The following is a 24,903-nucleotide window of genomic DNA, read 5'->3' as shown; positions in this document are numbered from 1 at the left end:
GTAGTTTGTTGTTAATCCCACAGGAACTGTGACTGCCGTAATTTTTAAGCTATTTACGGCTATGGTCGAAGTTGTTCATTCGTTTGCCAAAATGCTTCGTTCTTCTCTTAGCTAGGTAGCTTAGTCGATAAAAGACAGATTGAAACACCGCCTCAAACTCCTCAGAGTTACGTAGCAAGTGATACTGCCCTTGTTTGGAGAAGTGTATGGCTGGTTTCTCTTTGCCTGAATAGATAGCATCCACAGAGCGCTTCCAAGCATTACGGATACGATTAGCCAAACTTTGCTGATATTCACCAAAATCCCCCAGAGAACGAAAGACGTTCCGGTCAAAGATAAGTGCAACGTGGTAGTGACTGCTCGTTGAGGTATCACATTCTTTAGCCCACACATAACGAATAGTGGTTTCACGATAGGGTTTGCCATTTAACCGAGCACTACGTCTTCGATATGCCGCTACCTGAGATTTCAGAGAACGGAAGAAACTAGTCATCACTGCTGAATCATCCCCTCTAAAGTCTGCTGGTAAGTTGAGGTCCACTCGAACGATAAAAAGTCTCGCATATTGCTCTAGAGCTTTCTCAAGGACTGATTCTATCCCTTCTAGGTATTCAACGACTAAACCCTCCTTGTCGATGTATACCTTGTTTCCGTTGAAAGTGGATTCGTGTGTGATGGTTAGATTCTTAGACATGATGGTGACCTATGTTTTGTTTCTGACATAGGTACTGAGAGTGACGTTATTTTCTAAGTCTCTCTTTGGGTAGGGGATGGGTTCCCCTACCGAGATATCGAGTGATGAGGTAGTTGGATGAGGTGTGGGATTAGGTTAGTAGATGGGTAGGTATATATATTATTAATTACCGATCCCCCTCGATTTACTCACCCTCTTTTTTTCGGTGATAACAGAGCTTTCACACCAACTAAATCCATCCAGCCAACCTTTTTTTTTATCAAAAATCATGATTCATGCATTTTTCCTTCTGGAGTTTACTCACATAAAAAGTGATGATGACATACACCTACATCCCGCCAAAAGCGTCGGATTACGGATAAAATTACATGCAACCAGGGTAAATGAATGACACTAACTGACAAAGACGAAGCCAATCGTTCAGAAGTACCGACCATACTGGAAACGCCAGCTATCAATCCTGACGCTGAGGTGAATATCATCAATTTGATTAACGATTTCGATACCAGAAGCAAATACTATTTCTACAACGAAAAGGAGAAAAAACTCATAGCAATGCCTCTACCATTTGGTGCCCAAAAGAGAACCAATTTCAATGAAGAGTTGCGTCGAGTTAAGACCATGGGACAATTTCGTGAGACCTATCTATGTAAGAAACACCCATCTCTAGCACGTCAAAAGTGGATTATTCTGCTACCGTACGCTCCCATTTCAAGAAGCCATATGCCGACAGAAACCTATTCCGAAAGAGACATTAATCAAACCAAAATTATCAATACATTTTGGAAAAGCGAGCTAAGCCTTCGCTATGAAGCTGCGGAAGCATCGATTCTGGTTTGCTCATTTTTAGCCAAGAATGTTGACCGTAATACCCTTGGATTAGGGATAAGCAAAACCAAGATGGCGGTCATTTTAGGGATGAGTGTTCGCCGTGTATCCGATACTTTAAAACGCCTCAAAGAACTCGGTTATGTTAAGCTGTACACAGAGGAAACTAAACGGGGTAATCTCAGTCTTGGCACTTATATACAGGTAACAGAGACTTTTTCGTCACAATTTTTTGTCCCCAAAAAGCCCGAGGGAGAGTCAGAGAAAAAGCAACAAAAGAGTTCTGAACCTCAACCGAAAGACACCCCTGAAAAGCGTTATTTTCAATTTTTGGAAATTTTGAGTGATCTACGTCTTGATCTAAAGAATTTCATCGTGGGAAACAAGGACCCAATACCACCAGCCGTTTTGCAGCAAATTTTTAAGGTTTTGGAATAAACATTTGCGGGAGGAACGCCGACTTTAATGGGGCTGAACAACTTCGCTTAGCTGTATAAAGGCATGTCCCATACACGTGATAGGACAGTCTTGATGACGTACCGATCTAGAACTAGATATATCAACAAGAAGTGGGGATGATGATTAAAACTCACGTTTCTCAAATACAGCTTAAGTACCCTGATGAAGCAGCGTTTAAAATAAAGACACTGTTGTTTACGTCAGAATTACATGACACTATATTTACCTCAGTATGCACATATACCTCTCACAGCTTAGTGTTTCGGTTGGTATAAATACCGGAATTAATAATGATAATAGTTATCAATACACAAATGGTAGAACTATTGTCAACGTAAGAAACATAGCGACTTAAACCAACTGGGTAGCATATTGGGTAGTAAAAACCTAAAACAGACAACACATTGACACTAAGCTTATGATTTTTAAATGATAAAAATAGTTACTCAACGAACAAATTCAGAATATCGAATAATTCACACACGACAGAGCCTCTTAAAATTGAGGCTCTATCATTGTTGGACAAGAATCACTGTCCTCTTGTTTCGATCCTCAGGATCATGCTACTCTTCGCCTCCATTTTTCTGACCTGTTTTTCACCAATGACACGTTCATTCAAGGTCAGTGCTATCTTTAAATAAGCCGATAATATCGACTTTCTTATCCAACCAAACGTGGAAGTGTACAGATGGGCAAAGGCACTCTATATATCGTTTCTGCACCAAGTGGTGCGGGCAAATCGAGCTTAATTTCAGCGATGTTGGAAACAAACCCAACCTACGCAATGAAAGTCTCTGTTTCACACACAACGCGTGGCATGCGCCCTGGCGAACAAGATGGTATACACTACCACTTTGTACAAAAAGAGAAGTTTGAAGAGCTGATCGAGCAAGGCGCATTTCTAGAATACGCAGAAGTGTTTGGTAATTACTACGGTACCTCCCGCATCTGGATCGAAGAAAACCTCGACAAAGGCATCGATGTCTTCCTCGATATTGACTGGCAAGGCGCTCGTCAGATCCGCAAACAGATGCCACAAGCACAAAGCATTTTCATTCTACCGCCTTCTAATGGTGAGTTAGAACGTCGTCTGAATGCTCGCGGTCAAGACAGTGATGCGGTGATAGCAAAACGTATGTCAGAAGCGAAATCTGAAATTTCTCACTATGGTGAGTACGATTACGTCATTATTAATGATGATTTCGATACGGCATTAATGGATTTTAAAGCAATCATTCGCGCAGAAAGATTGAAGCAAGATAAACAAGCTGCTAAATATAAAGGCATGCTTGACGCACTGCTGGCTGAATAAGCACACAGTACCTAATTGGAAGTCACCTAAGCGCTAGAATATAAAGGCGTTAGGCTGTATACTTTCTCGTCATTCAAAATTTTAGTTAACTAATTTGGAGTCCTCATGGCACGCGTAACTGTTCAAGACGCTGTTGAAAAAGTTGGCAACCGTTTCGACCTAGTTCTAATTGCGGCACGCCGCGCTCGTCAAATGCAAACTGGCGGTAAAGATTCACTGGTGCCAGAAGAGAACGATAAAGCAACGGTTATCGCTCTACGTGAGATCGAAGAAGGTCTGATCACTAAAGAAATCCTAGACGCTCGTGAGCGCCAGGAGCAACAAGAGCAAGAAGCGGCTGAGCTTGCTGCAGTAAGCAGCATCGCACGCGGCCATCGTTAATTCGATTCAACACACTCCCGGGCCTATAATTTGTATCTATTCGATAGTCTCAAAGACGTTGCCCAAGAATACCTTACAGAGCCTCAAATTGAGGCTCTGCGTCAATCTTATGTGGTAGCGGAAAACGCGCACGAGGGTCAAACCCGTTCTAGTGGTGAACCCTATATTATCCATCCCGTAGCCGTCGCTCGAATTCTGGCCGAAATGCGCCTTGATATCGAAACGCTACAAGCCGCCCTACTTCATGATGTCATTGAAGATACCGAAGTCACCAAAGAAGAGCTGGAAGACCAATTTGGTTCTACCGTTGCTGAATTGGTCGATGGTGTTTCCAAACTAGACAAACTGAAGTTCCGCGATCGTAAAGAAGCCCAAGCAGAAAACTTCCGCAAGATGGTCCTTGCCATGGTGCAAGACATTCGCGTTATCTTGATCAAACTGGCTGACCGTACGCACAATATGCGCACATTGGGTGCACTACGCCCCGACAAAAAACGTCGTATCGCCAGAGAAACGCTGGAAATCTACTCACCACTTGCACACCGCTTAGGTATTCACAACATCAAAACTGAGCTCGAAGAACTTGGTTTTGAAGCCCTATATCCAAATCGCTATCGCGTGTTGAAAGAGGTTGTTAGAGCCGCACGTGGTAACCGAAAAGAGATGATCCAGCGTATTCACGATGAAATCGAGGGCCGATTAGAAGAAGTTGGCCTGAAAGCACGTGTATTTGGTCGTGAGAAAAACCTGTATTCCATCTACAACAAGATGAAAACCAAAGAGCAGCGTTTCCATACCATTATGGACATCTATGCGTTTCGTGTTGTGGTTGAAGATGCAGACACCTGCTATCGCGTGCTTGGTCAAGTTCATAGCTTGTACAAACCACGTCCGGGCCGCATGAAAGACTACATTGCGGTACCGAAAGCAAATGGTTATCAATCGATTCACACCTCTATGGTTGGCCCTCACGGCGTACCTGTCGAAGTACAAATTCGTACCGAAGACATGGATCAAATGGCGGATAAAGGGGTGGCTGCTCACTGGTCTTACAAAGGCAACGGTGAACGCACTGGCACAACCGCTCAAGTGAAAGCTCAGCGCTGGATGCAGAGCCTGTTGGAATTGCAACAAAGTGCAGGTAACTCTTTTGAGTTTATCGAAAACGTAAAATCTGATCTGTTCCCAGATGAGATTTACGTCTTCACACCAAAAGGCCGCATCGTCGAGCTACCAGTTGGCGCGACTGCCGTAGATTTTGCCTATGCCGTACACACTGACGTAGGTAGTACCTGTGTTGGCGCTCGTGTTGATCGCAATCCGTACCCATTGAGTAAAGCACTGAAAAACGGTCAGACGATCGAAATTATCAGCGCACCAGGCGCGAGACCAAATGCAGCATGGCTGAACTATGTCGTGACCTCGCGTGCCCGTACCAAGATCCGTCAGGTTCTGAAAACGATGCGCCGCGAAGAATCGACTACGCTTGGCCGCCGCTTACTCAACCATGCACTCGGTGATCTCTCGCTGTCAGATATTAGCGAAGAGAACATTCAGCATGTACTGGCTGAGTTGAAAGTGGACAGTGTCGATGATCTACTCGCAGATATCGGCTTGGGCGAATTGATGAGCATCGTGATTGCTCGTCGTTTACTGGGCGATGTCGAAGAGCTAACCGAAGTGGTTTCTAATAATAGTAAGCCAAAGAAAAAGCTGCCAATCCGTGGTGCGGAAGGCATATTGCTGACTTTTGCTAACTGTTGTCATCCAATTCCAGACGATCACATCATCGCGCATGTCTCTCCTGGTCGAGGGTTAGTGGTTCACCGTGAAACCTGTCCAAATGTCCGTGGCTATCAAAAAGAGCCAGACAAATACATGGCGGTAGAATGGTCAGACGAATACGATCAAGAGTTCATCACTGAGCTTAAGATTGATGTCCAAAATCGTCAGGGGGCACTGGCTGAGCTCACCAATGTGATCTCAAAAACAGGCTCTAACATTCATGGTTTATCAACCGAAGAACGCGACGGACGTTTGTATACGGTAACCGTGTTGTTGACGACTAAAGACCGCGTCCATCTCGCTCGTATCATCCGTAAGATCAAAGCGATGCCTCAAACTCTGAGGGTACGACGCCGTAAGAACTAACCATTCAATGTTCATTCATGCCCTTGATAACCATCAAGGGCATTTTGTTTTATTCGATTTGTTATGAATTTAGAACGCTATAACCGTATTCAACAGGTGTTGAAAACACGCCAAACTGATTTAACACTGTGCCTTGAAGAAGTGCACAAGCCAAACAATGTTTCAGCCGTGATCCGCACAGCAGATGCGACTGGTTTGCACAAAGTTCATGCCGTCTGGCCGAACGAAATGCGTACTCTGAGCCACACGTCTGCAGGTGCTCGCAATTGGGTTGAAGTTGAAACCCATGACACCATTGAAACCGCAATCCACACTCTAAAAGAGCAAGGTATGCAGGTATTGGTGACTAATTTATCCGATAGCGCAGTCGACTTTCGTCAAATCGACTACACCAAGCCGACTGCCGTGATCCTTGGCAGTGAAAAAATTGGCGCATCTGAACAAGCGAAGAAACTCGCCGACCAAGACATCATCATCCCAATGATCGGTATGGTTCAATCCCTCAATGTTTCGGTAGCTAGTGCAGTGATCTTATATGAGGCACAGCGCCAACGCGAAGCTGCTGGTATGTATGATTGCGAAAAAAGTGCACTACCTGAAGCGGTGATCCATCGAACTCTATTTGAACGTGGTCATCCGGTACTGGCTAAAGTTGCCAAACGCAAAGGCTTGCCTTATCCACCATTGGATGAAAACGGGCAAATCGTCGCTGACGATGCGTGGTGGCAAGAGATGCAAAAAGCCTAATCACACCTTTGTGCCCAGTGCGATAAACTGGGCACCTCAACACAATTTCCCTACATTTAGCCCACGACTTTTTACTGTACAAAAACACAGCCAGATGGTTAACTATCTGACATCATTTGTCACCTAACGAGCCTCTTATGTCCCAGCTATTATCTGCGATCCCACTGACTTCACTTTCTGGTGTTGGCGCCAAGGTGGCGGAAAAGCTGGCAAAAGTGGGGCTCAATACGGTTCAAGATCTTCTGTTTCACTTACCACTACGATATGAAGATCGAACTCGCATCTATCCAATAGCTAAACTCCATGCTGGTCTTTGGGCAGCGGTCCAAGGCAAAGTGATGAGCGTAGATACCCTCTTTGGTAAGCGCAAAATGCTCACGGTTAAGCTCAGTGATGGAAATGGCACAATTACCCTACGCTTTTTCAATTTTACCGCAGCAATGAAGAACAATTTTGCCCAAGGGAAGTTAGTTCACGCTTACGGTGAAATTAAACGTGGAGGGATGGGTCTTGAGATCATCCACCCCGATTACAAGTTCTATGCTGCGCAGCAAAAGCCTGATGTCGAACAAAGCCTGACTCCTGTTTATCCTACGACCGATGGTTTGCGCCAAATTACACTGCGCAATTTAACCGATCAGGCATTGGACTTACTGGATAAATCCGCGGTACAAGAGCTGCTACCTGACGGGCTTTATCCCCATCAGCTGACATTATCGCAAGCTTTGCATATCATCCATCGACCTTCACCAGAGATTGACTTGGAAGCATTTGATGAAGGTAAGCATCCAGCACAAATTCGTTTGATCATGGAAGAGCTACTTGCACAAAACCTTTCGATGTTGGCTGTTCGCAGCAAAGGACAGCAAGATAACGCACTACCACTTGTCGCCGTTGATAGTTTTAAGCAGCAATTACTCGCGCAGCTTCCGTTTTCCCCAACCAATGCCCAAGCACGCGTTGTGCAAGAAATTGAAGCTGATTTAGAAAAGCCGCACCCAATGATGCGTCTGGTGCAAGGTGACGTCGGCTCTGGAAAAACACTTGTTGCGGCGCTGGCTGCCCTGCGAGCAATACAACACGGCTACCAAGTTGCTCTTATGGCCCCTACTGAGCTGTTAGCAGAGCAACACGCGATTAACTTTGCCGCATGGTTTGAAAGCATGGGTATACAAGTGGGTTGGCTTGCAGGAAAACTCAAAGGAAAAGCCAAAGAAGCCGAACTGGATCGCATTGCTTCTGGTGAAGCACAAATGGTGGTCGGTACGCACGCGCTTTTCCAAGAACATGTGGAGTTCCACCATCTGGCCTTAGTGATCATCGATGAGCAGCACCGCTTTGGGGTACACCAGCGCTTAGAATTGCGTGAAAAAGGAGCAAAGCAAGGCGCTTACCCTCATCAATTGATCATGACAGCAACCCCAATTCCTCGAACCTTGGCCATGACCGCTTACGCCGACTTGGAAACCTCTGTCATTGATGAACTTCCACCGGGAAGAACACCAATTCAAACCGTGGCTATCCCCGATACCAAACGGGATGATATCGTTGAACGTATACGTCACGCATGTCTCAACGAAGGCAAACAAGCATATTGGGTCTGTACACTGATCGATGAATCTGAAGTATTAGAAGCTCAGGCGGCAGCCGATACCGCCGAAGAGCTCCAAAGAAAGCTTCCAGATGTCAAAATTGGTTTGGTGCACGGCCGGATGAAACCCACAGAAAAGCAAGCGGTGATGCAAGCATTCAAAGACAATGAGCTACATCTCTTAGTAGCGACAACCGTGATTGAAGTGGGGGTTGATGTCCCTAATTCCAGCCTGATGATCATCGAAAATCCTGAGCGTCTTGGCCTCGCACAGTTGCATCAACTGCGTGGGCGTGTTGGGCGTGGCAGCGTCGCTAGCCACTGTGTCTTGCTTTATCATGCTCCGCTATCGAAAACCGCTCAAAAACGCCTGAGCGTGCTACGAGAGAGCAATGATGGCTTTGTAATTGCGCAAAAAGATTTAGAGATCCGAGGCCCCGGAGAATTATTGGGTACCAAGCAAACGGGGATGGCTGATTTTAAAATCGCAGATTTGGTTCGAGATCAGCGCTTGATTCCCGAAGTTCAGCGCATTGCGCGCCATATTCATGATCATTACCCAACCAACGCAACGATGATCATTGACCGTTGGTTAGGCAACCGAGATGTGTATTCGAAAGCTTAAGAGCCTCATTCGCTCCTATTAATCTTTCACTTGTAAGATCGTATCCCAAGGTAAACGCTCATCCCCTAAGACAATAAAGTTGGGGTTTTCCAGCGTTTCTCGCTCATTGTACGACAGCGGTGCTAACTGAGTACTCAAAATACGTCCACCCGCTTCTTCCACAATACATTGTGTCGCGGCAGTATCCCATTCCCCTGTAGGACCAAGCCGCACATAACAATCCACCGCGCCTTCTGCCACCAAACAAGCTTTTAATGCCGCCGAACCCAATGGCACTAAATCATAGTTCCACGCACTGCTCATACGACTGGTGACACTATTGATGTCTTGGCGACGACTGATCGCAATTGTAATCGGGTTCCCTTCCCCACCATGTTTATGCGTCTCAATGGCAAGGCTTTCACTCATATCTGGAATTTTCCACGCCCCTTTACCGTGATAAGCGTAATACGTGACACCAGATACCGGAGCATACACCACGCCCATCACAGGACGGTTATGTTCAATTAGCGCAATGATGGTGGCAAAATCGCCACTGCGAGCGATAAATTCCTGAGTGCCATCCAATGGGTCCACTAACCAGTAACGCTCCCATTCGCCTCGTTGCGCTAAGCTGATCTCAGCGGCTTCTTCGGATAATACCGGGATATCTGGTGTCAGCTCTGTCAGTCGATCAACAATTAATTTGTGTGCTGCAATATCCGCACTTGTCACAGGAGTTTCATCACTCTTGGTATAAGCTTCGTATTGCTTGTTCTCATAAATATCGAGAATTAATTGTCCCGCAGAACGAGCAACTTCAATCACTGCGGGTAATAGAGGCGATAAATCTTGGGTCGTTGACATGGTTACATCCTTAGCCCGGAATTATTATTTTAAAGTACGCAGAGCCAATAATAACGCAGTGATACTGCGTGCTTCGCAAAAATCGAGGTGGGTGAGTAATTCTTCTGCTTGAGCCAGAGGCCAGCGGATCACTTCGAGTGGTTCGGGCTCATCACCCTCTAACTGTTCTGAGTATAGTTCTTCAGCAATGAACAAGGTCATTTTACTGGAAAAATAAGACGGCGCTAAAATCACTTGTTTGAGTGGGGTAAGCTTACGACTGCCAAAGCCAATCTCTTCTTTCAACTCTCGATCGGCAGCTTGTTCTGCACTTTCCCCTTCATCAATTAAGCCTTTAGGAAAACCCAGCTCATAGCGCTCCGTTCCAGCGGCATATTCACGAACCAGTAATAAATCACCTTGTGCTGTGACTGGCACCATCATGACAGCATTGCGACCACTGGGTTTCATTCGTTCGTAAGTTCGCTCAACACCATTACTAAATTGCAAATCCAGCGCTTCAATAGCAAACAGTTTTGATTGAGCGACAGTTTGTTTCGCCAGAATTGCTGGTAACGCTTTTTTGCTCACGCGCTCACTCCTAAGCTTGAGGGGGAAGATTCCTAATATATGAGAAAGATGAGGACGTTGAAAAGAAAAGAATGCAGTCTGGAAGCGGAATTTTTTCCATTGTGGTTATCGAGAAAACAAAAAGGTTGGCGCTTGGCCAACCTTTTCATCACAATTAGTAGTAAGAGTGCTCACCGCGATCATGCTCAGTTGCATCACGTACTGCGGTCAATTCACCTTCAAACTGTTGCAGTAACTCTTTCTCAATCCCTTCTTTTAGCGTCACATCCACCATCGAGCAGCCATTACAGCCACCACCAAATGCCACAATCGCAACACCGTCTTCGGTAATTTCCATCAGATTAACGTGACCACCATGACCTGCAAGCTGTGGGTTAACTTGAGTCTGAATCGCATACTCAACACGCTCGACTAATGGGGCATCATCCGCCACTTTACGCATCTTCGCATTTGGGGCTTTCAATGTAAGCTGAGAACCCATTTTATCTGTCACGTAGTCAATTTCTGCATCTTCTAAAAATGGAAGACTAAGCTCATCAACGTAAGCAGAAAAACCACTAAATGCCAGCTCTGTATCCGTGGCTTCAACGGCTTCTGGTGGACAATAAGAAACGCCACATTCTGCGTTTTGAGTTCCCGGATTCACAACGAATACACGGATGTTAGTCCCTTCTGGCTGTTGTGACAGCAGGTTAGCAAAGTGCTCTTGGGCAGATTCTGAAATAGTAATTATATTTGACACGACCAATACCTGAGTGAATTTGTAGGCTATTTGTTCATCATTCTACTCTTGTGAAATCTGAGATCTAGCCTTTTTGACATTAAACGAGATCCGATGGAGCAAGAGTGCGGCAGATACAGTAAATATCAACTCTTTCAACGCCCGCTTCAAGCAGTAATCGAGATAATTGATACACCGTACTGCCTGTGGTGACCACATCATCAACAATCGCAATATGTTTGGCTAACGGAGGACCATTTAACACAAAGGCATGACGCAGATTTCGCACGCGATCGGCTTTGTCCATCCCTTGCTGTGGCTTGGTTGCCTCAATGCGACGAAACAGCACTCGGTAGTTCAATGTTAACTCTGTCGCCAGAGATTTTGCTAACAAATCGCTCTGGTTGTAACCACGCCACCACTGTCGCTTCCAATGCAGTGGTACGCTGGTAATTAATGGCGCAGGTTGCTCAATTCGGCCAGCTAACCACTGTGCGAGTGGCTTTGCTTGGTGAAAATGCTTTTGATACTTCAGTCGATGAATGTAGCCAGAAAGCGGTGGACGATAATCAGATACGCAATAAAGCCTCTGCCAAGGGGGAGGCTCCGCCAGACATGTCCCGCATGCCTCAACCGATTCTGGCATCGGTAAGCCACATCGGTCGCAACGCGGAATTGGCGCAATATATTGCGAGCAATGTAAGCAAAAGGCTTGCTGACTGTCTTCCGCGGGGAGGTGGCATAAATCACAGCTTCTCACCCAGTGTGAAACGATGTTTTTCCGTAACCAATCCGTTAACATGGGGCTCTTCATAAATGGGCGATGTTTTATTGTGATGCCCCCAAGATGAGCAAAGGATGATTAAAGTGACAGAAAGCGTGAAGAGTGCCGCATCGTTATTTTGGGATGTAATGGGTGATGGTCCCGATTTGGTGTTGATCCACGGTTGGGGGATGAATGGCGCCGTCTGGCATCAAACCGCTGAAGCATTAAGTGCTCATTTCCGTGTTCATGTGGTTGACTTGCCCGGTTATGGTCACAGCAATCACACTCATGCTGACAATTTGCATGAGATGGCAGAGCAGGTGCTAGCAGAGGCTCCGAAGCACGCGATTTGGCTTGGCTGGTCTTTAGGGGGCTTACTTGCCACCCATATTGCCTTGCACCATCCAGAGCGAATTAACAAACTGATCACCGTCGCCAGTTCACCTAAATTTGCCGCAGATAGGCCATGGCGAGGTATTCAACCCAATGTCTTGAGTGCCTTTACCGAACAGTTGGTGGATGATTTCCAACTGACTATCGAGCGATTTATGGCGCTACAGGCCATGGGCAGTCCATCAGCCAGAAAAGACGTCAAACAGCTAAAACAAGCGGTGTTATCTCGCCCATCTCCCAACCCTGATTCACTGTTAGCCGGGCTACACATTCTGGCTAATGTCGATTTACGCCACCAGCTTCAACAGATCCGCATTCCCGTGTTGCGTATGTACGGTCGCCTAGACGGCCTCGTTCCACTTAAGGTCGCATCTGATCTGACCGATTATTTGCCTCAAAGTGAACAATACGTATTTAGTGAATCTTCTCATGCTCCCTTCATGACTGAAGCCGAACATTTCTGTCAGCAAATTGTCGCTTTTGCATTAAAAAATTAATGATAAAAACCAGATTTTATTCATACAGTTAAAACTAGACGACGTACGCAAAATAAACTTTATTAATAATAATCGCTAAATTTTTGACCAGTACAGTCGATAGAGATGGTAACCAGTCAGAAGTGTGTAACAGCTTTCAACTGGCATGGGCGATACTGAGGAGGTCTCGACGATGATCGTGTCACCGACGAATGTTAGTGTGCCACTTATCGCCCCATCGGTTAATGTGCAAACGGAGCAGGCCGCACGCGACAATCGCGTTCGCGAACCTGTCACCCCGACAGTCGCATTGGCAAAAACAAACGCTGAACGAAAGGTAAAATCAGACGATAAGCGGCGCAAACAGTCTTCATGGGATCCGTCGGAGCACCCCGGCTACGAGACGGAACATGACCCAGGAGTCCGTCACGCTTATCATGAAGACCCAACCGATGCACTGGAACGGCTCTTCAGTCTGCTGGCACTGGACAGTTACAGTAAACATCAGGGGAAAGGCTACGCGATGCGCTTTCGGTTACCCAGGCGCATAATCGATGCAGCGATAACTGAGGGAAAAATGGCGCGCAGGCGAACGGTGATCAAATATCATTATGGCCATGCGGTTGCCCCAAACGTTCCATCAGAGGTAATTGCGGTATTGTAGTCTCCGCAGTTTGCGGAGTATGCCGAAAATAAAAATACCCACTTAACTAAGTGGGTATTTTTTTACTCTTGCAAGAGGTCCATTAACGTTTTGCTTTGGCAAATGCCGCTGCAAATGCACCACCCATGGCGCTGCTCTGTTGCGGCTCTTCGCGACGACGCTGACCACCACTATGGTTACGTGACGGACTACGCGGTGCAGAGCTGCGTTGTGCTCGGTTATCTTGGCCCGGCTCATCGGTTAAACGCATCGACAAACCAATCCGTTTGCGCTGCACATCCACTTCCATCACTTTCACTTTCACCACATCACCAGCTTTCACGACCTCACGTGGATCGGAAACAAAGCGATCTGACAGTGCAGAAATGTGCACCAAGCCATCTTGGTGAACGCCAATATCAACAAACGCACCAAAGTTAGCAACGTTAGACACAACGCCTTCGAGTACCATACCGGGCTCAAGATCAGAGACCTCATTCACACCATCAGCAAAGGTAGCGGTCTTAAATTCAGGGCGAGGGTCACGTCCCGGCTTATCCAGCTCTTTGATGATGTCAGTGACCGTTGGAACACCAAACGTCTCATCGGTGTAATCAACCGCATGTAAGCGACGTAGGAAATCACTGTCACCAATTAGCGATTTAATGTCCTTGCTGTTCTTTTCAGAAATCGCTTTGACGACTGGGTACGCTTCTGGGTGTACAGACGAAGCATCCAGAGGATTTTTGCCATCCATGATACGTAAGAAGCCCGCACACTGCTCAAACGCTTTCGGACCAAGGCGAGCGACTTTTTTCAATGTCGTACGCGCTTCAAATCGGCCGTGTTCATCACGGTAGTCGACAATGTTTTGAGCAAGGGTACTCGACAGCCCTGCAACACGTGTCAGCAACGCAGGCGAAGCGGTATTCACATCCACACCCACGGCGTTTACACAGTCTTCCACAACCGCATCAAGACGTTTAGCCAACATTGATTGGCTAACATCATGCTGATATTGGCCTACACCGATGGATTTCGGATCGATTTTCACTAGCTCAGCCAGTGGATCTTGCAAACGGCGAGCAATAGACACCGCGCCACGCAGTGACACGTCCATATTCGGGAACTCTTTCGCTGCAAGCTCAGAGGCAGAATACACTGATGCCCCCGCTTCACTGACCATAATTTTTTGCACCTTCAGGTTTCCGCGTTTGATCAGATCAGCAACAAAACTGTCGGTTTCGCGTGAAGCCGTACCATTACCAATCGCGATCAGATCCACATTGAACTTACGCACCAGTTGGTCCACCACTTGCGCGGCTTTGTCATATTGGTTTTGTGGTGGGTGTGGGTAGATGGTTTCGGTCACTAACACTTTACCGGTAGAGTCCACTACCGCTATTTTTGAGCCTGTACGTAAACCAGGATCAAGACCTAATGTAGCACGAGGGCCTGCGGGCGCGGCCATCAATAAGTCTTTCAGGTTGGTGGCAAAAACTTCTATCGCCTCAATTTCAGCGCGCTCTTTCACCGCCCCCATGAGTTCGGTTTCCATGTGCATCGAAACTTTGATGCGCCATGCCCAACTGATCACCTGCTTACGCCAAGCATCCGCAGGGGCACTGCTAAGCGTCACACCATAATGATCCGCAATAATGGTTTCGCAGTACGACTGACGAACACTCTCTTCTTGCGCAGGATCAGCATTCATCGCCAACGTCAGAAAACCTTCGTTACGACCACGTAGCATTGCAAGTGCGCGGTGCGACGGGACTTTGCTTAACGCTTCATTATGTTCAAAGTAATCTTTAAATTTTTCGCCTTCACGCTCTTTGCCATCCACGACACGCGAAACCAATTCAGCATTACGATTCAAATGATGACGAATTTTCTCAAGCAAGTTAGCGTCTTCAGCAATACGCTCCATGATAATGGCACGAGCCCCATCCAGTGCTGCCTTGCTATCTGCGATACCTTTATCACCATCAACGTATTTTTCCGCTTCGCTTTCTGGCTCAGTTTGTGGTTCATTCCACAATTTGTCAGCCAAAGGCTCCAAACCCGCTTCAATCGCTATTTGGCCTTTGGTACGTCGCTTTGGTTTGTAAGGTAGGTATAAATCTTCTAAGCGGGTTTTGCTGTCAGCAGAGTGAATCTCTGCCTCAAGTTCTGGGCTCAGTTTGCCCTGATCTTGGATGGATTTAAGAATCGTTTGACGACGTTCATCCAACTCACGTAGATAGGACAAGCGACTATCGAGGTTACGCAGTTGGGTATCATCCAGACCACCCGTGACTTCTTTACGGTAACGGGCAATAAATGGCACCGTATTACCATCATCAATCAGGGTCACAGCAGCGTTAACTTGCTCAGGGCGTACATTCAGCTCTTGCGCAATCAAATTACAGATAGCTTGGCTCATCCGTGGGATCTCTTTGTTGTTTGATTTTTTACATGTCTATATACCCAAAGTGACCTCGAAATGAGCTCCCGCTGGGCGAGGTTATTTGGGTATATGGGGACAAATCGGTAGGATTTCTAGTCAGCGTGATAGCGAATGCTATTTACAAACCACTCTTTTTCACCTTCTGGGGTGCGGACGACAAATTCTTCATCGACTTCTTTTTTCAGCAATGCTCGGGCCATTGGCGAATCAATTGAGATATATCCTTTCGCATCGCCATAAATTTCATCGGGGCCCACAATACGAAACTGTTTAGTTTCACCGGCTTCATTCTCAATTTCCACCCATGCACCAAAAAAGACTTTGCCTTCTTGCTGCGATGAATAATCGACTACTTTAACTTGCTCCAAACGCTTACGCAGATAACGAACCCGACGGTCAATTTCACGCAGACGTTTTTTGTTATATTGGTATTAGTTCTACTATAATACCCGTACTATTTCTAAATACGTCCCCTTTAATCTCTGAGATTGAGCGCTCTCAACTTCACACTAGCTAAGATAAGAACTATCAACTATATACTAATAGTATGTTAAGGATCTCTTAGTCTTTATTGGTGGATAAATGGGTTTTGTGATTAAAAGGAAGGTTTGTTTTAAAACTGGTCAGGTAGGCTCTTCTTTTTACTTCCCTGCAATCTTCACTGAGAATGGTTTGTTACTTTCTCATTTAAGGTACTTATATAGCAATCGAAGTAAGTCTCAATCTTGGCTGGAGCGTAATACCTTTTCCATAGAGCTTCTTTTAAAGTTCATAGAGCGCCAAGTATCAAACTTTTCATCGGCTACAGATTTACTCAGAGCTTTTACTGAAGCATTACAGTTCGGAACAATTCAAGATGGGCAAGACAGCTCTGACTTGTTCTGGTCTCCCCGCAGAAATGAAGATGTAAATGTTCTTCTTCGACACATTACAGATTATTGCGATTACCTCGACACTATTCATGGCACTGACTTGCCCAAGCTAAACCCTTTGAGGAAAGCCACTCATGCAGAAGAACGCTTGCAATGGTGTGCCTACTATAGGAGGCAAAGTCGCAGCTTTCTGAATCATTTAGCTAAACCATCTCGACAGCAACTCTCAGTTATCAGAAAGATTCGAGGGCCTGAGAGGCACCTAGTCGATATCGAAGCGGTATATCGCTTTCCAGAAGACCGAATTGAAGACTTGCTGCTACATGGGTTTGTTTTTCCTTCAGGAGAGCCAGATTATGCTAGCCAGTTAATCGTAATGTTGATGCATTTTAGTGGGTTACGATTATCAGAGTGCTTCCATATATATACCGATGATATATCGATAGATCCACAATTAGGTTCAGCTCTTATATCGGTTTTCCACCCTAGTGATGGAAAGTCTCCAGATGCACGTTTCAGTAATCGAAGAGAATATTTAACTCATAAATACCGACTGAACCCGCGGAATGAGTATTCAAGAAGTCATAGACTTTACGCAGGTTGGAAAGAACCTTTGCTTACAAATCGTAACCTGTCTTTTGATGTGATGTTTTACCCCGCAAGTAAAGCTGTTGAGTTTACTCTGTTACTACATAAATATCTTTCAGTTAGACCCACTTCAGAATTTCCTTTCTTATTTGTTAACTCAGAGGGCAACCCAGAGAGTAAAAAGAACTTTCTTCAAAAATATAATAGATCCATTCAACGAATTGGACTAGAGCCCCACAAATCGCTAGGGACAACCCCACACGCTCATCGCCATTCCTACGGCTATAGATTAAGCCAAGGAGGTTTTTCTCGGCTAGAAATTCAAAAAGCGATGCATCATAAAAGCCCTGATAGCTGCTTAGTTTATTTAAATCCTAGCGATAAAGAAGTGCGTTTAATCATGAGAGGGGTCTATGAAGAATAAAACTAAAAAATACTCAACATATTTTAAAGCAAGTGAGGCTGCTCAACTACTGGGCATTAAAACCTCAAAAGAGTATGTATTACTTTACAAAAAAGACCCTAGATTGCCATCAACACCGAGTAGATATTATTCAACTAACTGGAAGGGATGGGAGTTATTTTTAGGTAATTATGAGTTAGAAAAATATAAGACAATAGAAGAAGCCTCAAAAGCGGCTTTAGACTTACACCTTTATACTGAGATGGAATATAAATATTTCTATGTAGAGGACCATCAACTACCCAAAAACCCAGATATTTATTACAAATCTAACTGGGTAAGTTGGGATGTTTTTTTGAAAATTAACAAATATACACGATATGGACGCTTATCCAGCGCTAAAATGGCATGTTCAGTTTTATCAATTAGAAATTATGTAGATTACAAGAAAAATAGGGATAAAGACCGTTATCTTCCTGTTTATCCCAACTATGTATATGACGAGGAGTGGAACGGTTGGTTTGAATTTTTCAGATCAAAAAGAGATCTTGATGTATATCATAATATAGACAGTGCAGCTAGGGCTAGTATTGCACTGGGTATTGATAGCAGCGCTAGTTATTTGGCGTTGTCAGCTAAGGACCCTATGCTACCTAGAGACCCATCGATGACGTATTCTCATGAGTGGCAAAGTTGGTATCACTTTTTAAATAAAACAATCCCTTATTATAAAACACTAGAGGAACTCAAATTAGTAGTAAAAAAGCTTAATATTAAAAGCAAGGAAGAATACGCAGAATTCAGAAAGCATAACGTAAACATGCCTAATAGCCCAGAAAAGGTATATATAAATGAATGGCTTGGTTGGGATGATTTACTTGGATGCGGAGAGATCAAAATCTATGAGAGCATACAAGATGCAAGTAAAGCATCAGTGTTATTAGGAATTAAAACAATTAGAGACTATTCACGACTTTATCGTGAAGACCCCAAGTTACCAGATAAACCTGAACAAGAATATGCAGAGAATTGGAAAAATTGGTATCAATTCCTAAATCAAGTCAAACACGAATCATATCAAACCTTAGATGAAGTAAAATGCGCAGTTCAGCGTTTAGGTATAACAACAATTGAAGAATATAGAGTTCGTTTTAGAGAAGACCCTTTGCTGCCAAAGGAAATTGAAATAATTTATCCAAAAATCAAGATTTATTGGCCGAATATCCAAGGTAAATCAGATTTCTACAAATATGATGAACTATCAGAACTGGTAAGAAAGGAGGGGGTGTCCACATTAAGGCAATATTCCAAATTTCGAATAGAATCTAAAGACCCGCGAATTCCAGTCAAGCCAGAAGAGTATTATAAAGGAAAAGGCTGGACAAATGTCTATGATTTCTGGGGCACTAAACGACCATATCAAGTCAAGTATTTTACAAAGGAATGGAGTCTTTGGTCAGAAAAGATAGAAGAGTTTCTAAAATCTGCTCGTGGAGGGGATACAAAAGCTAAAGACTTATGTGAGTTCGTACGTGAATATATTGAGCCAAATGGCTTTGATGTATGCCCATTGGAGTTTCTCACGCGCGGCTCAACAAACATTCAACCAATGCTGAATCTGTTTGAACAAGTTCCTGTAACACGTAAAAAGAAGTGGCTCTTTTCAATCAACGAATTTCTAGATTGGACAATCTCGAATTATCTAATTTTGGAAGACGCTGACACTGGTGAAATCACTCATATCAAAGGTGCTAAGAACCCTTTCAGCCACATTAACTTTAACGGTCAAGTCGAAACACGGGTGGTAAATGAAACGAATAAACTGGCATTGCCATATCAATATGTGAAGGCCGGGCGAGAATGGATTTTCCCTTCAAATTCTATAGATAATAATCTCAACTATAGAGACTTGGCTCACCTGCATTGCTTTTCATCAGATTGGCTTTTAGTTGACGATACTTCGATAATTGATACTAGTGATCCAGACTGTGTATTCAAGAATGAAAATGGAAAAATTTATCTTTGGTTTCCTGCATACTGGACCTATACGTACTCACTGATGCAACTTCCTGCGAGAGGTATGCAAATTGTCTACTGTGACTCTGGTGAAGCCGACAAAGAACTTGCCGACTTTCAGAGCGGTAAAGTCGTTTGGAAGAAAAATCGGGCTAAGTTGGCTGGCCTAACCAATCGGCAGAGTATGGTGAGTAAGTCAGGGCAAGGAGAATTCGGAGTACATTACACATCGAACAAAACAAAATTTGATGGTTCAGGCTATACGATTCCTTTCATGCCAATCGACCTGGCTTATTGGTTAGTAAAGCTAAGAAAATGGCAACAAAAGTATAACCCTATAGAGCTACCTACGAGATGGCTAGATTGTGCTCGTACTAATTTAAATGAGGCTCAGCGCAAGCAAAAAGGGAGTAATTGTTTTTTATTTAGAGACTATCTAGAAAAAGAGCCTGGTACATTTGGCGGCAGGCTAACGACGCGGCTTGCAACAGCATTATTTTTCTCTGCGAAAAGTGATATTACAACGGCTACCTACCGAGGATTGAAATACAATCAATCGATTAAAGAGTTGGAAAATAGCCAAACCATAGCGCTTTCACACTTCAAATCCCCTTACACTCCGCACTCGATGCGCGTCAGTTTGATCAACGCATACGCGTATGAGTTCGGCATCCCTTTAGAAGTCATAATGAAACTAGTAGGCCACTCCAGCATCATTATGACAATCTATTATACCAAGAGCGGTAAAGCAGGAGCCAACTTGCGAGAGAAAATGGAGGTGGGAGAAAAGGAAGCGATGAGCAAAGCAACTCAGACGCTCAAATCCTTTGTGGAGCAGCAGCGAATTGAAGAGGTGAAATCACAATTGGTAGGTTCGTCTATGGATCTACTGAATTCACTAGACAATGCTCGACCTGCTTCCAGCTATCTTTGGAAAGACTTTGGTATCTGCCCTGTGGGAGGTGCTTTTTGTTCAGAAGGGGGCTGCCCAGTAGCCACAAAAGCTAACATATATCACCCAGTACCAGCGGGTTATTTGGGTGAGCAGAACTGCTTTCAGTGTCGATTTTTTATTACCGGCCCAGCTTTTTTGGTTGGTCTTGCCGCTATGTTCAATGAGATAAGCCTAGCCGTAAACACTCAGTCTATACGTTACACTTCGCTTGGGCGAAAGCTTGATGATATTGCCGAGAAGATAGATGTCATTGATCACCAACTTTACAAAATAAAAGTGGATAGCTCAGAGAAGTCGGCTTTGGAGTCTGATAGACGTGAGTTAGTTGGGGAGCGTATGCACTTGAACTCGGAAATTGAAACACGAGCGAAGAAGCTAGATTTGTACCTCTCAGACATGAACGCGATTCACCGACATATTCATAATTGTCAAACTCTTATGCGTAACCCTAAAGAAAACACGGAGAATCACTATCAACTTATTGTTCCGCCTGAGTTCACATTAGGTGTTGAGCTTGATGAAGTAAGCAATTTCCGTCAACTATCAGAAGTTTGTTCGAACGCTGAGCTGTACCATAGCTGTAGCGATGATTTAGCAGTAACCAGACGCTCTCAAATGATCGACAAAATGATGGTCAAAAACGGTATCCAGCCGCAATTCTTCTTGCTGTCAGAAGAAGAACAACTTGTTGCAGGGAACCAGTTAATAGAGTTGATGCTGACAAGGTTGAAAGGCTGGGAGGACATCGACCGTCTTATGGATGGGAGTTTGACTTTAAAGGACTTATCGATAGATAACCAGTTTGACGAAAAGACGATTCGTGAATTGTTTGAGAAGTCGAAACCACTAAAAAGGATCGGTTAGCATGACAGATATTACTCCTGAGCAAGTACTTAGTCAGCTAAAAAAGAAAGCGTCATCTCGGGTACAGAACTCATTAGAGGCCGTATTTACCATATGTAAGGAACAACAAGAGCGCGGATTGAACGACTTCAGTTATTCAACGATAGCTCGCCTTGGAAAAGGGCGAGGTGTTCCAGCTGCACAAAGCATCCGAAACAAAACTGGTGAACTGTACCGAACCTTAATTGCTAGCTTCAACTCTTCAACAAAAGACCAACCAAGGCCGGCACAAAACACCTCAAAAGGTAAGATGCACGCTTGGATAAATGATCTCGAAGATCCAGTAGTTAAGCTTCAAGCCAACATTCTCTATGCTCAAAAAAAGGAAGCGGAACGACTACTAAATGAAGTAGTGCCTATAAACCAGATCATTGAAGTGTTCGATAACGTCGATGTCTCAGCAGCGTCGATTAAGCTCACTGAGCTCGAGCGCAGCGCATTGGAGTACCTAATTTCTAGTGAGTTTTTACGTAGACATCAATTGGAGCTTGGGAAAAATGGCAGTATAGTCTCGAGTGATACTCAAAAGTCTTTTTTTCCTGTTGCGACTTTGGACGCAATTAAAAAGGCGCTACAGAACTTATAGATAGCTTGGATTGTAGAAGTGAAAACAAAACTAATCACTAGAGAAGGTTATAACAAACTCAAAGCAGAACACGACCATCTGTGGAATGAGAAGCGTCCAGAAATTACCAAAATCGTCACATGGGCAGCCAGCCTTGGTGATCGCTCTGAAAACGCTGACTACACCTTCAATAAGCGCTTACTTCGTCAAATAGACCGTCGTGTGCGTTTCCTTCGCAAGTTTCTACCTGAAGTGACCATCGTAGATTACTCTCCTCAACAAGAAGGAAAGGTCTTCTTCGGTGCTTGGGTTGAGATTGAGAATGAGGCCGGTGATGTGAAGACATTCAGAATTGTCGGTCCTGAAGAAATTTATGGAGACGCAAAAGACTACATCTCGATTGACTCACCAATGGCGAGAGCATTGTTGAAGAAGGAAGTGGATGACGAAGTGACGGTTCGCACACCTGAAGGTGACAAAGAATGGTTCGTTAACTCAATTAGTTACAACAAACCCTAACTATCCTCGTAACTGCTCAACTTATTGATAAGCTCTTGCCTCTCTTCTTCGCTCAATCTTGCAATCAAGCAAGCTAACTTGGCAGAGCTTTCTTCCTCACAAAAGAAATAGTTCAAAGGAACACCCAGCTCGTCAGCAATGAGCTTTAGAGTCTGTATATCAGGAGTGTGTTTGCCTTTCTCATACTGATTCATTCTGGCACTTGCCGAGCCTTCATCCATACCTATTCGCACTCCCAAGGCTTTCTGGGAGAGTTTGGCTTTTTTGCGCGCTTCTTTAAGTCGTGCTGGGATTGGGCTAGTAAATGACATTTTCGGTTCATGTGTGAAAACCTATAGTAACTAAGATTTTCTTAGTTTTATCGATTTCTGTATACTAAGCAATCCTTAGTTTTTGGTTCTACATGAGTTGTAAATGAAACGTTCGACGAAAATCAGTGCGATTATGCACAAGTTATTGATTGAAAAAGGTATAGATGGTTTTTCGGTTATTGAACTACGCGACGCCTCTCTTTCTATTAGTGATCTAAAGAAAGAGCCTGATGAGGCAAGAAAAAGACTCTACAGACAGATTCTTCGTTTTGTGAGAAACGGTTGGCTTAAAAGTGAGGGAGAGGGACGAGATAAAAGATACTTTCAAACGGATTTGTTTCGCTCTCTCAATGTGAAGCCTAAAGTAGAACGAAAGAATATATCCTCTCCTGTGAAACCCTATCCAGATTACTCGGTATTGCGCCATGAGCGAAACCAGTACAAAGCTGAGTTAGAGATTGTTTTGGGTGAGATCGACGAATACCAATCGCTCAATCGTCGTTTCCCCGAACTGGAACAGAGGCTCAGCCCTATGTTGCAACAAGCGAGAAATCGCTCAGCACATCTATTTGGCAAAGTGAACGTACTAACCAACGTAATTAACACCATATCTTCGGATGTCGCCGAATGTTGAGAAAATGGCAGCAAGAATGCTCTGAAAGAGCGGTACACAACTACAAAAACAGGCAGCACCACTTTTTTTGCCAAGCTACTCCAGGGGCAGGGAAAACTATATTAGCGGCAACTATTGCTTCCAGATTGTTGAAGGATGGCATGGTTGATCTTGTTTTGTGTTTTTCACCATCTTTAACAGTATCAGATGGGATAAAAAGAACCTTTTCAGAAATTCTCAATTGTGCTTTTAACGGCGGTCTGGGTTCGATTGGGCAGTCGCTTACCTACCAATCTATCCAATTTCTCAGCGAAGAGTTTTGGCAGACACTACGTAACTATCGAGTATTTGTTGTGTTTGATGAGATACATCATTGCTCTGGTTCTGAGTATGAAAAAGCGAATGTTTGGGGGCAACAGATCCTTACCAAGATTCAAGGACTGGCTACTTACACCTTAGCACTTTCAGGTACGCCTTGGCGTTCAGATGCATTACCTATAGTAATGGCGCAATATAGCGACCCTGATGGTCAACTATTAATCGATTATCAATACACTCTCAGGCGAGCCATTGCTGACTATGTTTGTAGAGCACCAAGAATAGTACTCGTAGACAATGAACACTTGTCGATAACTAACGATGTAAAAACAGAATCATTTTCGTCGATTCTTGAGATGCTAAAGCAAACTAAAACTCCTTATCAAAGCGTAATAAACAACCAAAAGGCCATGGAGTACCTGCTTGGACTTGGCTGTAGAAAGCTTGCTGAGATACGTACTCAAAATCAGAACGCAGGAGGGCTCGTAGTTGCTTCTTCTGTTCAACATGCTCAAGAAATTAAAAAGATACTTTTACAAAAGTATCAACAAACCGTTTCCATTGTAACCTATCGTCATGAGGAGCCTTTGGCGGAGATTGAACGCTACCGAAGAGATGACACTCAGTGGATTGTCAGTGTTGGAATGGTTAGTGAAGGTACTGATATTCCTCGCCTTCAAGTTTGTTGTCATATGAGCTCAGTAAAAACAGAGCTTTATTTTAGGCAAGTACTAGGACGAATTCTAAGGGTGAATCACGACTCGAACCAACAGGCTTGGCTATTCACTTTCGCAGAAAAGAGCTTGATAGATTTTGCCGAGCGGATAGAACAAGATATTCCAGAGTCTTGTATGTTCACTAAGCTAGATACTCCTGAAACACTTGCAGCAAGTGCACCAGTACGAAAGGAAGTTGCTAAAAGTTTCAGTATTGATCTCGTAAGCAGCAATGCTAATTTGAGTTGGAATGGTAGCGCCAATAGTAGCATGATAAGTGACGTTCCTAACTTTTCTGATGAAGTTCACTTTGGCGGTTTCAAGGAGCGTATTATTTCAGCATTCCAAACAGCTTAATGATGGATAGCTTCTGAGGTAATAGTTACTGATATTTCTCTCTTGATGTCATCACTTTGATTTAGCTCCATCTCAATTTGTTCAACTAAGGATGGTTTTCCCTCTAGTTGAACAG

At 44.3% G+C, this 24,903-nt stretch carries 21 protein-coding genes and 1 pseudogene; 14 read left to right on the top strand and 8 right to left on the bottom strand.

Annotated elements, in window-relative coordinates; all coding sequences use genetic code 11:
• Window positions 1–49: 49 nt before the first annotated feature.
• Window positions 50–694: an inovirus Gp2 family protein gene (locus ACQEXS_RS12555; RefSeq protein ID WP_427014048.1), complete on the bottom strand. Its 645-nt coding sequence runs from the start codon at window positions 692–694 to the stop codon at window positions 50–52.
• A 387-nt stretch (window positions 695–1,081) separates the two neighbouring features.
• On the opposite strand from ACQEXS_RS12555, the gene ACQEXS_RS12550 reads away from it, so the two are divergent.
• The 6 genes from ACQEXS_RS12550 (at window position 1,082) to recG (ending at window position 8,788) form a co-directional block, all read left to right on the top strand.
• Window positions 1,082–1,960, top strand: a complete 879-nt coding sequence (locus ACQEXS_RS12550; protein WP_427014047.1) for a hypothetical protein — start codon at window positions 1,082–1,084, stop codon at window positions 1,958–1,960.
• A gap of 709 nt (window positions 1,961–2,669) precedes the next feature.
• A complete protein-coding gene (gmk, locus tag ACQEXS_RS12545; protein ID WP_367987809.1) occupies window positions 2,670–3,293 on the top strand; it encodes a guanylate kinase in 624 nt (207 codons plus the stop codon).
• Window positions 3,294–3,398: 105 nt separating this feature from the next.
• Complete coding sequence (rpoZ, locus tag ACQEXS_RS12540; RefSeq protein ID WP_367987808.1) at window positions 3,399–3,674, top strand: DNA-directed RNA polymerase subunit omega; 276 nt, start codon at window positions 3,399–3,401, stop codon at window positions 3,672–3,674.
• A 30-nt stretch (window positions 3,675–3,704) separates the two neighbouring features.
• Window positions 3,705–5,825: a bifunctional GTP diphosphokinase/guanosine-3',5'-bis pyrophosphate 3'-pyrophosphohydrolase gene (gene spoT, locus ACQEXS_RS12535; RefSeq protein ID WP_367987807.1), complete on the top strand. Its 2,121-nt coding sequence runs from the start codon at window positions 3,705–3,707 to the stop codon at window positions 5,823–5,825.
• 63 nt (window positions 5,826–5,888) lie between these two features.
• Entirely contained in the window at window positions 5,889–6,572 is a 684-nt protein-coding gene (trmH, locus tag ACQEXS_RS12530; RefSeq protein ID WP_427014046.1) for a tRNA (guanosine(18)-2'-O)-methyltransferase TrmH, read from the top strand.
• Window positions 6,573–6,709: 137 nt separating this feature from the next.
• The gene (gene recG, locus ACQEXS_RS12525) at window positions 6,710–8,788 is read left to right on the top strand and encodes an ATP-dependent DNA helicase RecG (protein WP_427014045.1); all 2,079 of its coding nucleotides are present in this window, start codon (window positions 6,710–6,712) and stop codon (window positions 8,786–8,788) included.
• Window positions 8,789–8,806: 18 nt separating this feature from the next.
• Here the strand turns inward: recG and cysQ are convergent, their stop codons facing one another.
• The 4 genes from cysQ to ACQEXS_RS12505 all read right to left on the bottom strand — a co-directional run bounded on the left by cysQ (window position 8,807) and on the right by ACQEXS_RS12505 (window position 11,727).
• A complete protein-coding gene (cysQ, locus tag ACQEXS_RS12520) occupies window positions 8,807–9,634 on the bottom strand; it encodes a 3'(2'),5'-bisphosphate nucleotidase CysQ (RefSeq protein WP_427011109.1) in 828 nt (275 codons plus the stop codon).
• Between the two features lie 24 nt (window positions 9,635–9,658).
• The gene (nudE, locus tag ACQEXS_RS12515; RefSeq protein WP_367987803.1) at window positions 9,659–10,204 is read right to left on the bottom strand and encodes an ADP compounds hydrolase NudE; all 546 of its coding nucleotides are present in this window, start codon (window positions 10,202–10,204) and stop codon (window positions 9,659–9,661) included.
• 154 nt (window positions 10,205–10,358) lie between these two features.
• Window positions 10,359–10,946 (bottom strand): Fe-S biogenesis protein NfuA, encoded by a 588-nt coding sequence (gene nfuA, locus ACQEXS_RS12510; RefSeq protein WP_367987802.1) that lies wholly within the window; start codon window positions 10,944–10,946, stop codon window positions 10,359–10,361.
• Window positions 10,947–11,025: 79 nt separating this feature from the next.
• On the bottom strand, window positions 11,026–11,727 hold the full coding sequence (locus ACQEXS_RS12505; RefSeq protein WP_427014044.1) for a phosphoribosyltransferase family protein: 702 nt from the start codon (window positions 11,725–11,727) through the stop codon (window positions 11,026–11,028).
• Between the two features lie 56 nt (window positions 11,728–11,783).
• Between ACQEXS_RS12505 and bioH the strand changes: the two genes are divergently transcribed.
• Entirely contained in the window at window positions 11,784–12,581 is a 798-nt protein-coding gene (bioH, locus tag ACQEXS_RS12500) for a pimeloyl-ACP methyl ester esterase BioH (protein WP_427014043.1), read from the top strand.
• A gap of 172 nt (window positions 12,582–12,753) precedes the next feature.
• The gene (locus ACQEXS_RS12495; RefSeq protein ID WP_367987799.1) at window positions 12,754–13,224 is read left to right on the top strand and encodes an ATP-dependent Lon protease; all 471 of its coding nucleotides are present in this window, start codon (window positions 12,754–12,756) and stop codon (window positions 13,222–13,224) included.
• Between the two features lie 82 nt (window positions 13,225–13,306).
• On the opposite strand, the gene ACQEXS_RS12490 is transcribed toward ACQEXS_RS12495, so the two are convergent.
• Both ACQEXS_RS12490 and greB (ACQEXS_RS12485) read right to left on the bottom strand, forming a co-directional pair.
• The gene (locus ACQEXS_RS12490; protein WP_427014042.1) at window positions 13,307–15,628 is read right to left on the bottom strand and encodes a Tex family protein; all 2,322 of its coding nucleotides are present in this window, start codon (window positions 15,626–15,628) and stop codon (window positions 13,307–13,309) included.
• Between the two features lie 116 nt (window positions 15,629–15,744).
• A pseudogene (greB, locus tag ACQEXS_RS12485) lies at window positions 15,745–16,083 on the bottom strand (transcription elongation factor GreB); the annotation flags it as partial.
• Between the two features lie 151 nt (window positions 16,084–16,234).
• Between greB (ACQEXS_RS12485) and gmtY the strand changes: the two are divergent.
• The 4 genes from gmtY to greB (ACQEXS_RS12465) are packed head-to-tail and all read left to right on the top strand — an operon-like array spanning window position 16,235 to window position 22,473.
• Entirely contained in the window at window positions 16,235–17,536 is a 1,302-nt protein-coding gene (gene gmtY, locus ACQEXS_RS12480) for a gamma-mobile-trio recombinase GmtY (RefSeq protein WP_427014041.1), read from the top strand.
• A complete protein-coding gene (gene gmtZ, locus ACQEXS_RS12475; RefSeq protein WP_427014040.1) occupies window positions 17,526–21,350 on the top strand; it encodes a gamma-mobile-trio integrase GmtZ in 3,825 nt (1,274 codons plus the stop codon). The genes gmtY and gmtZ overlap by 11 nt, the downstream gene beginning before the upstream one ends.
• A gap of 1 nt (window position 21,351) precedes the next feature.
• On the top strand, window positions 21,352–21,975 hold the full coding sequence (gene gmtX, locus ACQEXS_RS12470; RefSeq protein ID WP_427014039.1) for a gamma-mobile-trio protein GmtX: 624 nt from the start codon (window positions 21,352–21,354) through the stop codon (window positions 21,973–21,975).
• Between the two features lie 18 nt (window positions 21,976–21,993).
• A complete protein-coding gene (gene greB, locus ACQEXS_RS12465; protein ID WP_010650138.1) occupies window positions 21,994–22,473 on the top strand; it encodes a transcription elongation factor GreB in 480 nt (159 codons plus the stop codon).
• On the opposite strand, the gene ACQEXS_RS12460 is transcribed toward greB (ACQEXS_RS12465), so the two are convergent.
• Window positions 22,470–22,784 carry a helix-turn-helix domain-containing protein gene (locus ACQEXS_RS12460; RefSeq protein WP_427014038.1) on the bottom strand — a complete coding sequence of 105 codons (315 nt, stop codon included), beginning with the start codon at window positions 22,782–22,784 and terminating at the stop codon, window positions 22,470–22,472. The genes greB (ACQEXS_RS12465) and ACQEXS_RS12460 overlap by 4 nt on opposite strands.
• Window positions 22,785–22,887: 103 nt before the next feature.
• Here ACQEXS_RS12460 and ACQEXS_RS12455 point away from each other — a divergent pair, with 103 nt between their 5' ends.
• Window positions 22,888–23,418, top strand: a complete 531-nt coding sequence (locus ACQEXS_RS12455) for a hypothetical protein (RefSeq protein WP_427014037.1) — start codon at window positions 22,888–22,890, stop codon at window positions 23,416–23,418.
• Window positions 23,412–24,788 carry a DEAD/DEAH box helicase gene (locus ACQEXS_RS12450; protein ID WP_427014036.1) on the top strand — a complete coding sequence of 459 codons (1,377 nt, stop codon included), beginning with the start codon at window positions 23,412–23,414 and terminating at the stop codon, window positions 24,786–24,788. The genes ACQEXS_RS12455 and ACQEXS_RS12450 overlap by 7 nt, the downstream gene beginning before the upstream one ends.
• Window positions 24,789–24,903 lie beyond the last annotated feature (115 nt).

The sequence above is a fragment of the Vibrio sp. TRT 17S01 genome (assembly GCF_050113695.1).
Lineage (GTDB): Bacteria > Pseudomonadota > Gammaproteobacteria > Enterobacterales > Vibrionaceae > Vibrio.
Note: the sequence above shows the minus strand (reverse complement) of the source record. Positions and strands in the feature narration are given on the sequence as shown.

Excerpts from the sequence above, each read along its gene's own strand:
- ACQEXS_RS12555 (WP_427014048.1), bottom strand. The coding sequence starts at position 694 with ATGTCTAAGAATCTAACCATCACACACGAATCCACTTTCAACGGAAAC.
- ACQEXS_RS12550 (WP_427014047.1), top strand. The coding sequence starts at position 1,082 with ATGACACTAACTGACAAAGACGAAGCCAATCGTTCAGAAGTACCGACC.
- gmk (WP_367987809.1), top strand. The coding sequence starts at position 2,670 with ATGGGCAAAGGCACTCTATATATCGTTTCTGCACCAAGTGGTGCGGGC.
- rpoZ (WP_367987808.1), top strand. The coding sequence starts at position 3,399 with ATGGCACGCGTAACTGTTCAAGACGCTGTTGAAAAAGTTGGCAACCGT.
- trmH (WP_427014046.1), top strand. The coding sequence starts at position 5,889 with ATGAATTTAGAACGCTATAACCGTATTCAACAGGTGTTGAAAACACGC.
- recG (WP_427014045.1), top strand. The coding sequence starts at position 6,710 with ATGTCCCAGCTATTATCTGCGATCCCACTGACTTCACTTTCTGGTGTT.
- cysQ (WP_427011109.1), bottom strand. The coding sequence starts at position 9,634 with ATGTCAACGACCCAAGATTTATCGCCTCTATTACCCGCAGTGATTGAA.
- ACQEXS_RS12505 (WP_427014044.1), bottom strand. The coding sequence starts at position 11,727 with ATGTTAACGGATTGGTTACGGAAAAACATCGTTTCACACTGGGTGAGA.
- bioH (WP_427014043.1), top strand. The coding sequence starts at position 11,784 with ATGATTAAAGTGACAGAAAGCGTGAAGAGTGCCGCATCGTTATTTTGG.
- ACQEXS_RS12495 (WP_367987799.1), top strand. The coding sequence starts at position 12,754 with ATGATCGTGTCACCGACGAATGTTAGTGTGCCACTTATCGCCCCATCG.
- ACQEXS_RS12490 (WP_427014042.1), bottom strand. The coding sequence starts at position 15,628 with ATGAGCCAAGCTATCTGTAATTTGATTGCGCAAGAGCTGAATGTACGC.
- gmtY (WP_427014041.1), top strand. The coding sequence starts at position 16,235 with ATGGGTTTTGTGATTAAAAGGAAGGTTTGTTTTAAAACTGGTCAGGTA.
- gmtZ (WP_427014040.1), top strand. The coding sequence starts at position 17,526 with ATGAAGAATAAAACTAAAAAATACTCAACATATTTTAAAGCAAGTGAG.
- gmtX (WP_427014039.1), top strand. The coding sequence starts at position 21,352 with ATGACAGATATTACTCCTGAGCAAGTACTTAGTCAGCTAAAAAAGAAA.
- ACQEXS_RS12460 (WP_427014038.1), bottom strand. The coding sequence starts at position 22,784 with ATGTCATTTACTAGCCCAATCCCAGCACGACTTAAAGAAGCGCGCAAA.
- ACQEXS_RS12455 (WP_427014037.1), top strand. The coding sequence starts at position 22,888 with ATGAAACGTTCGACGAAAATCAGTGCGATTATGCACAAGTTATTGATT.
- ACQEXS_RS12450 (WP_427014036.1), top strand. The coding sequence starts at position 23,412 with ATGTTGAGAAAATGGCAGCAAGAATGCTCTGAAAGAGCGGTACACAAC.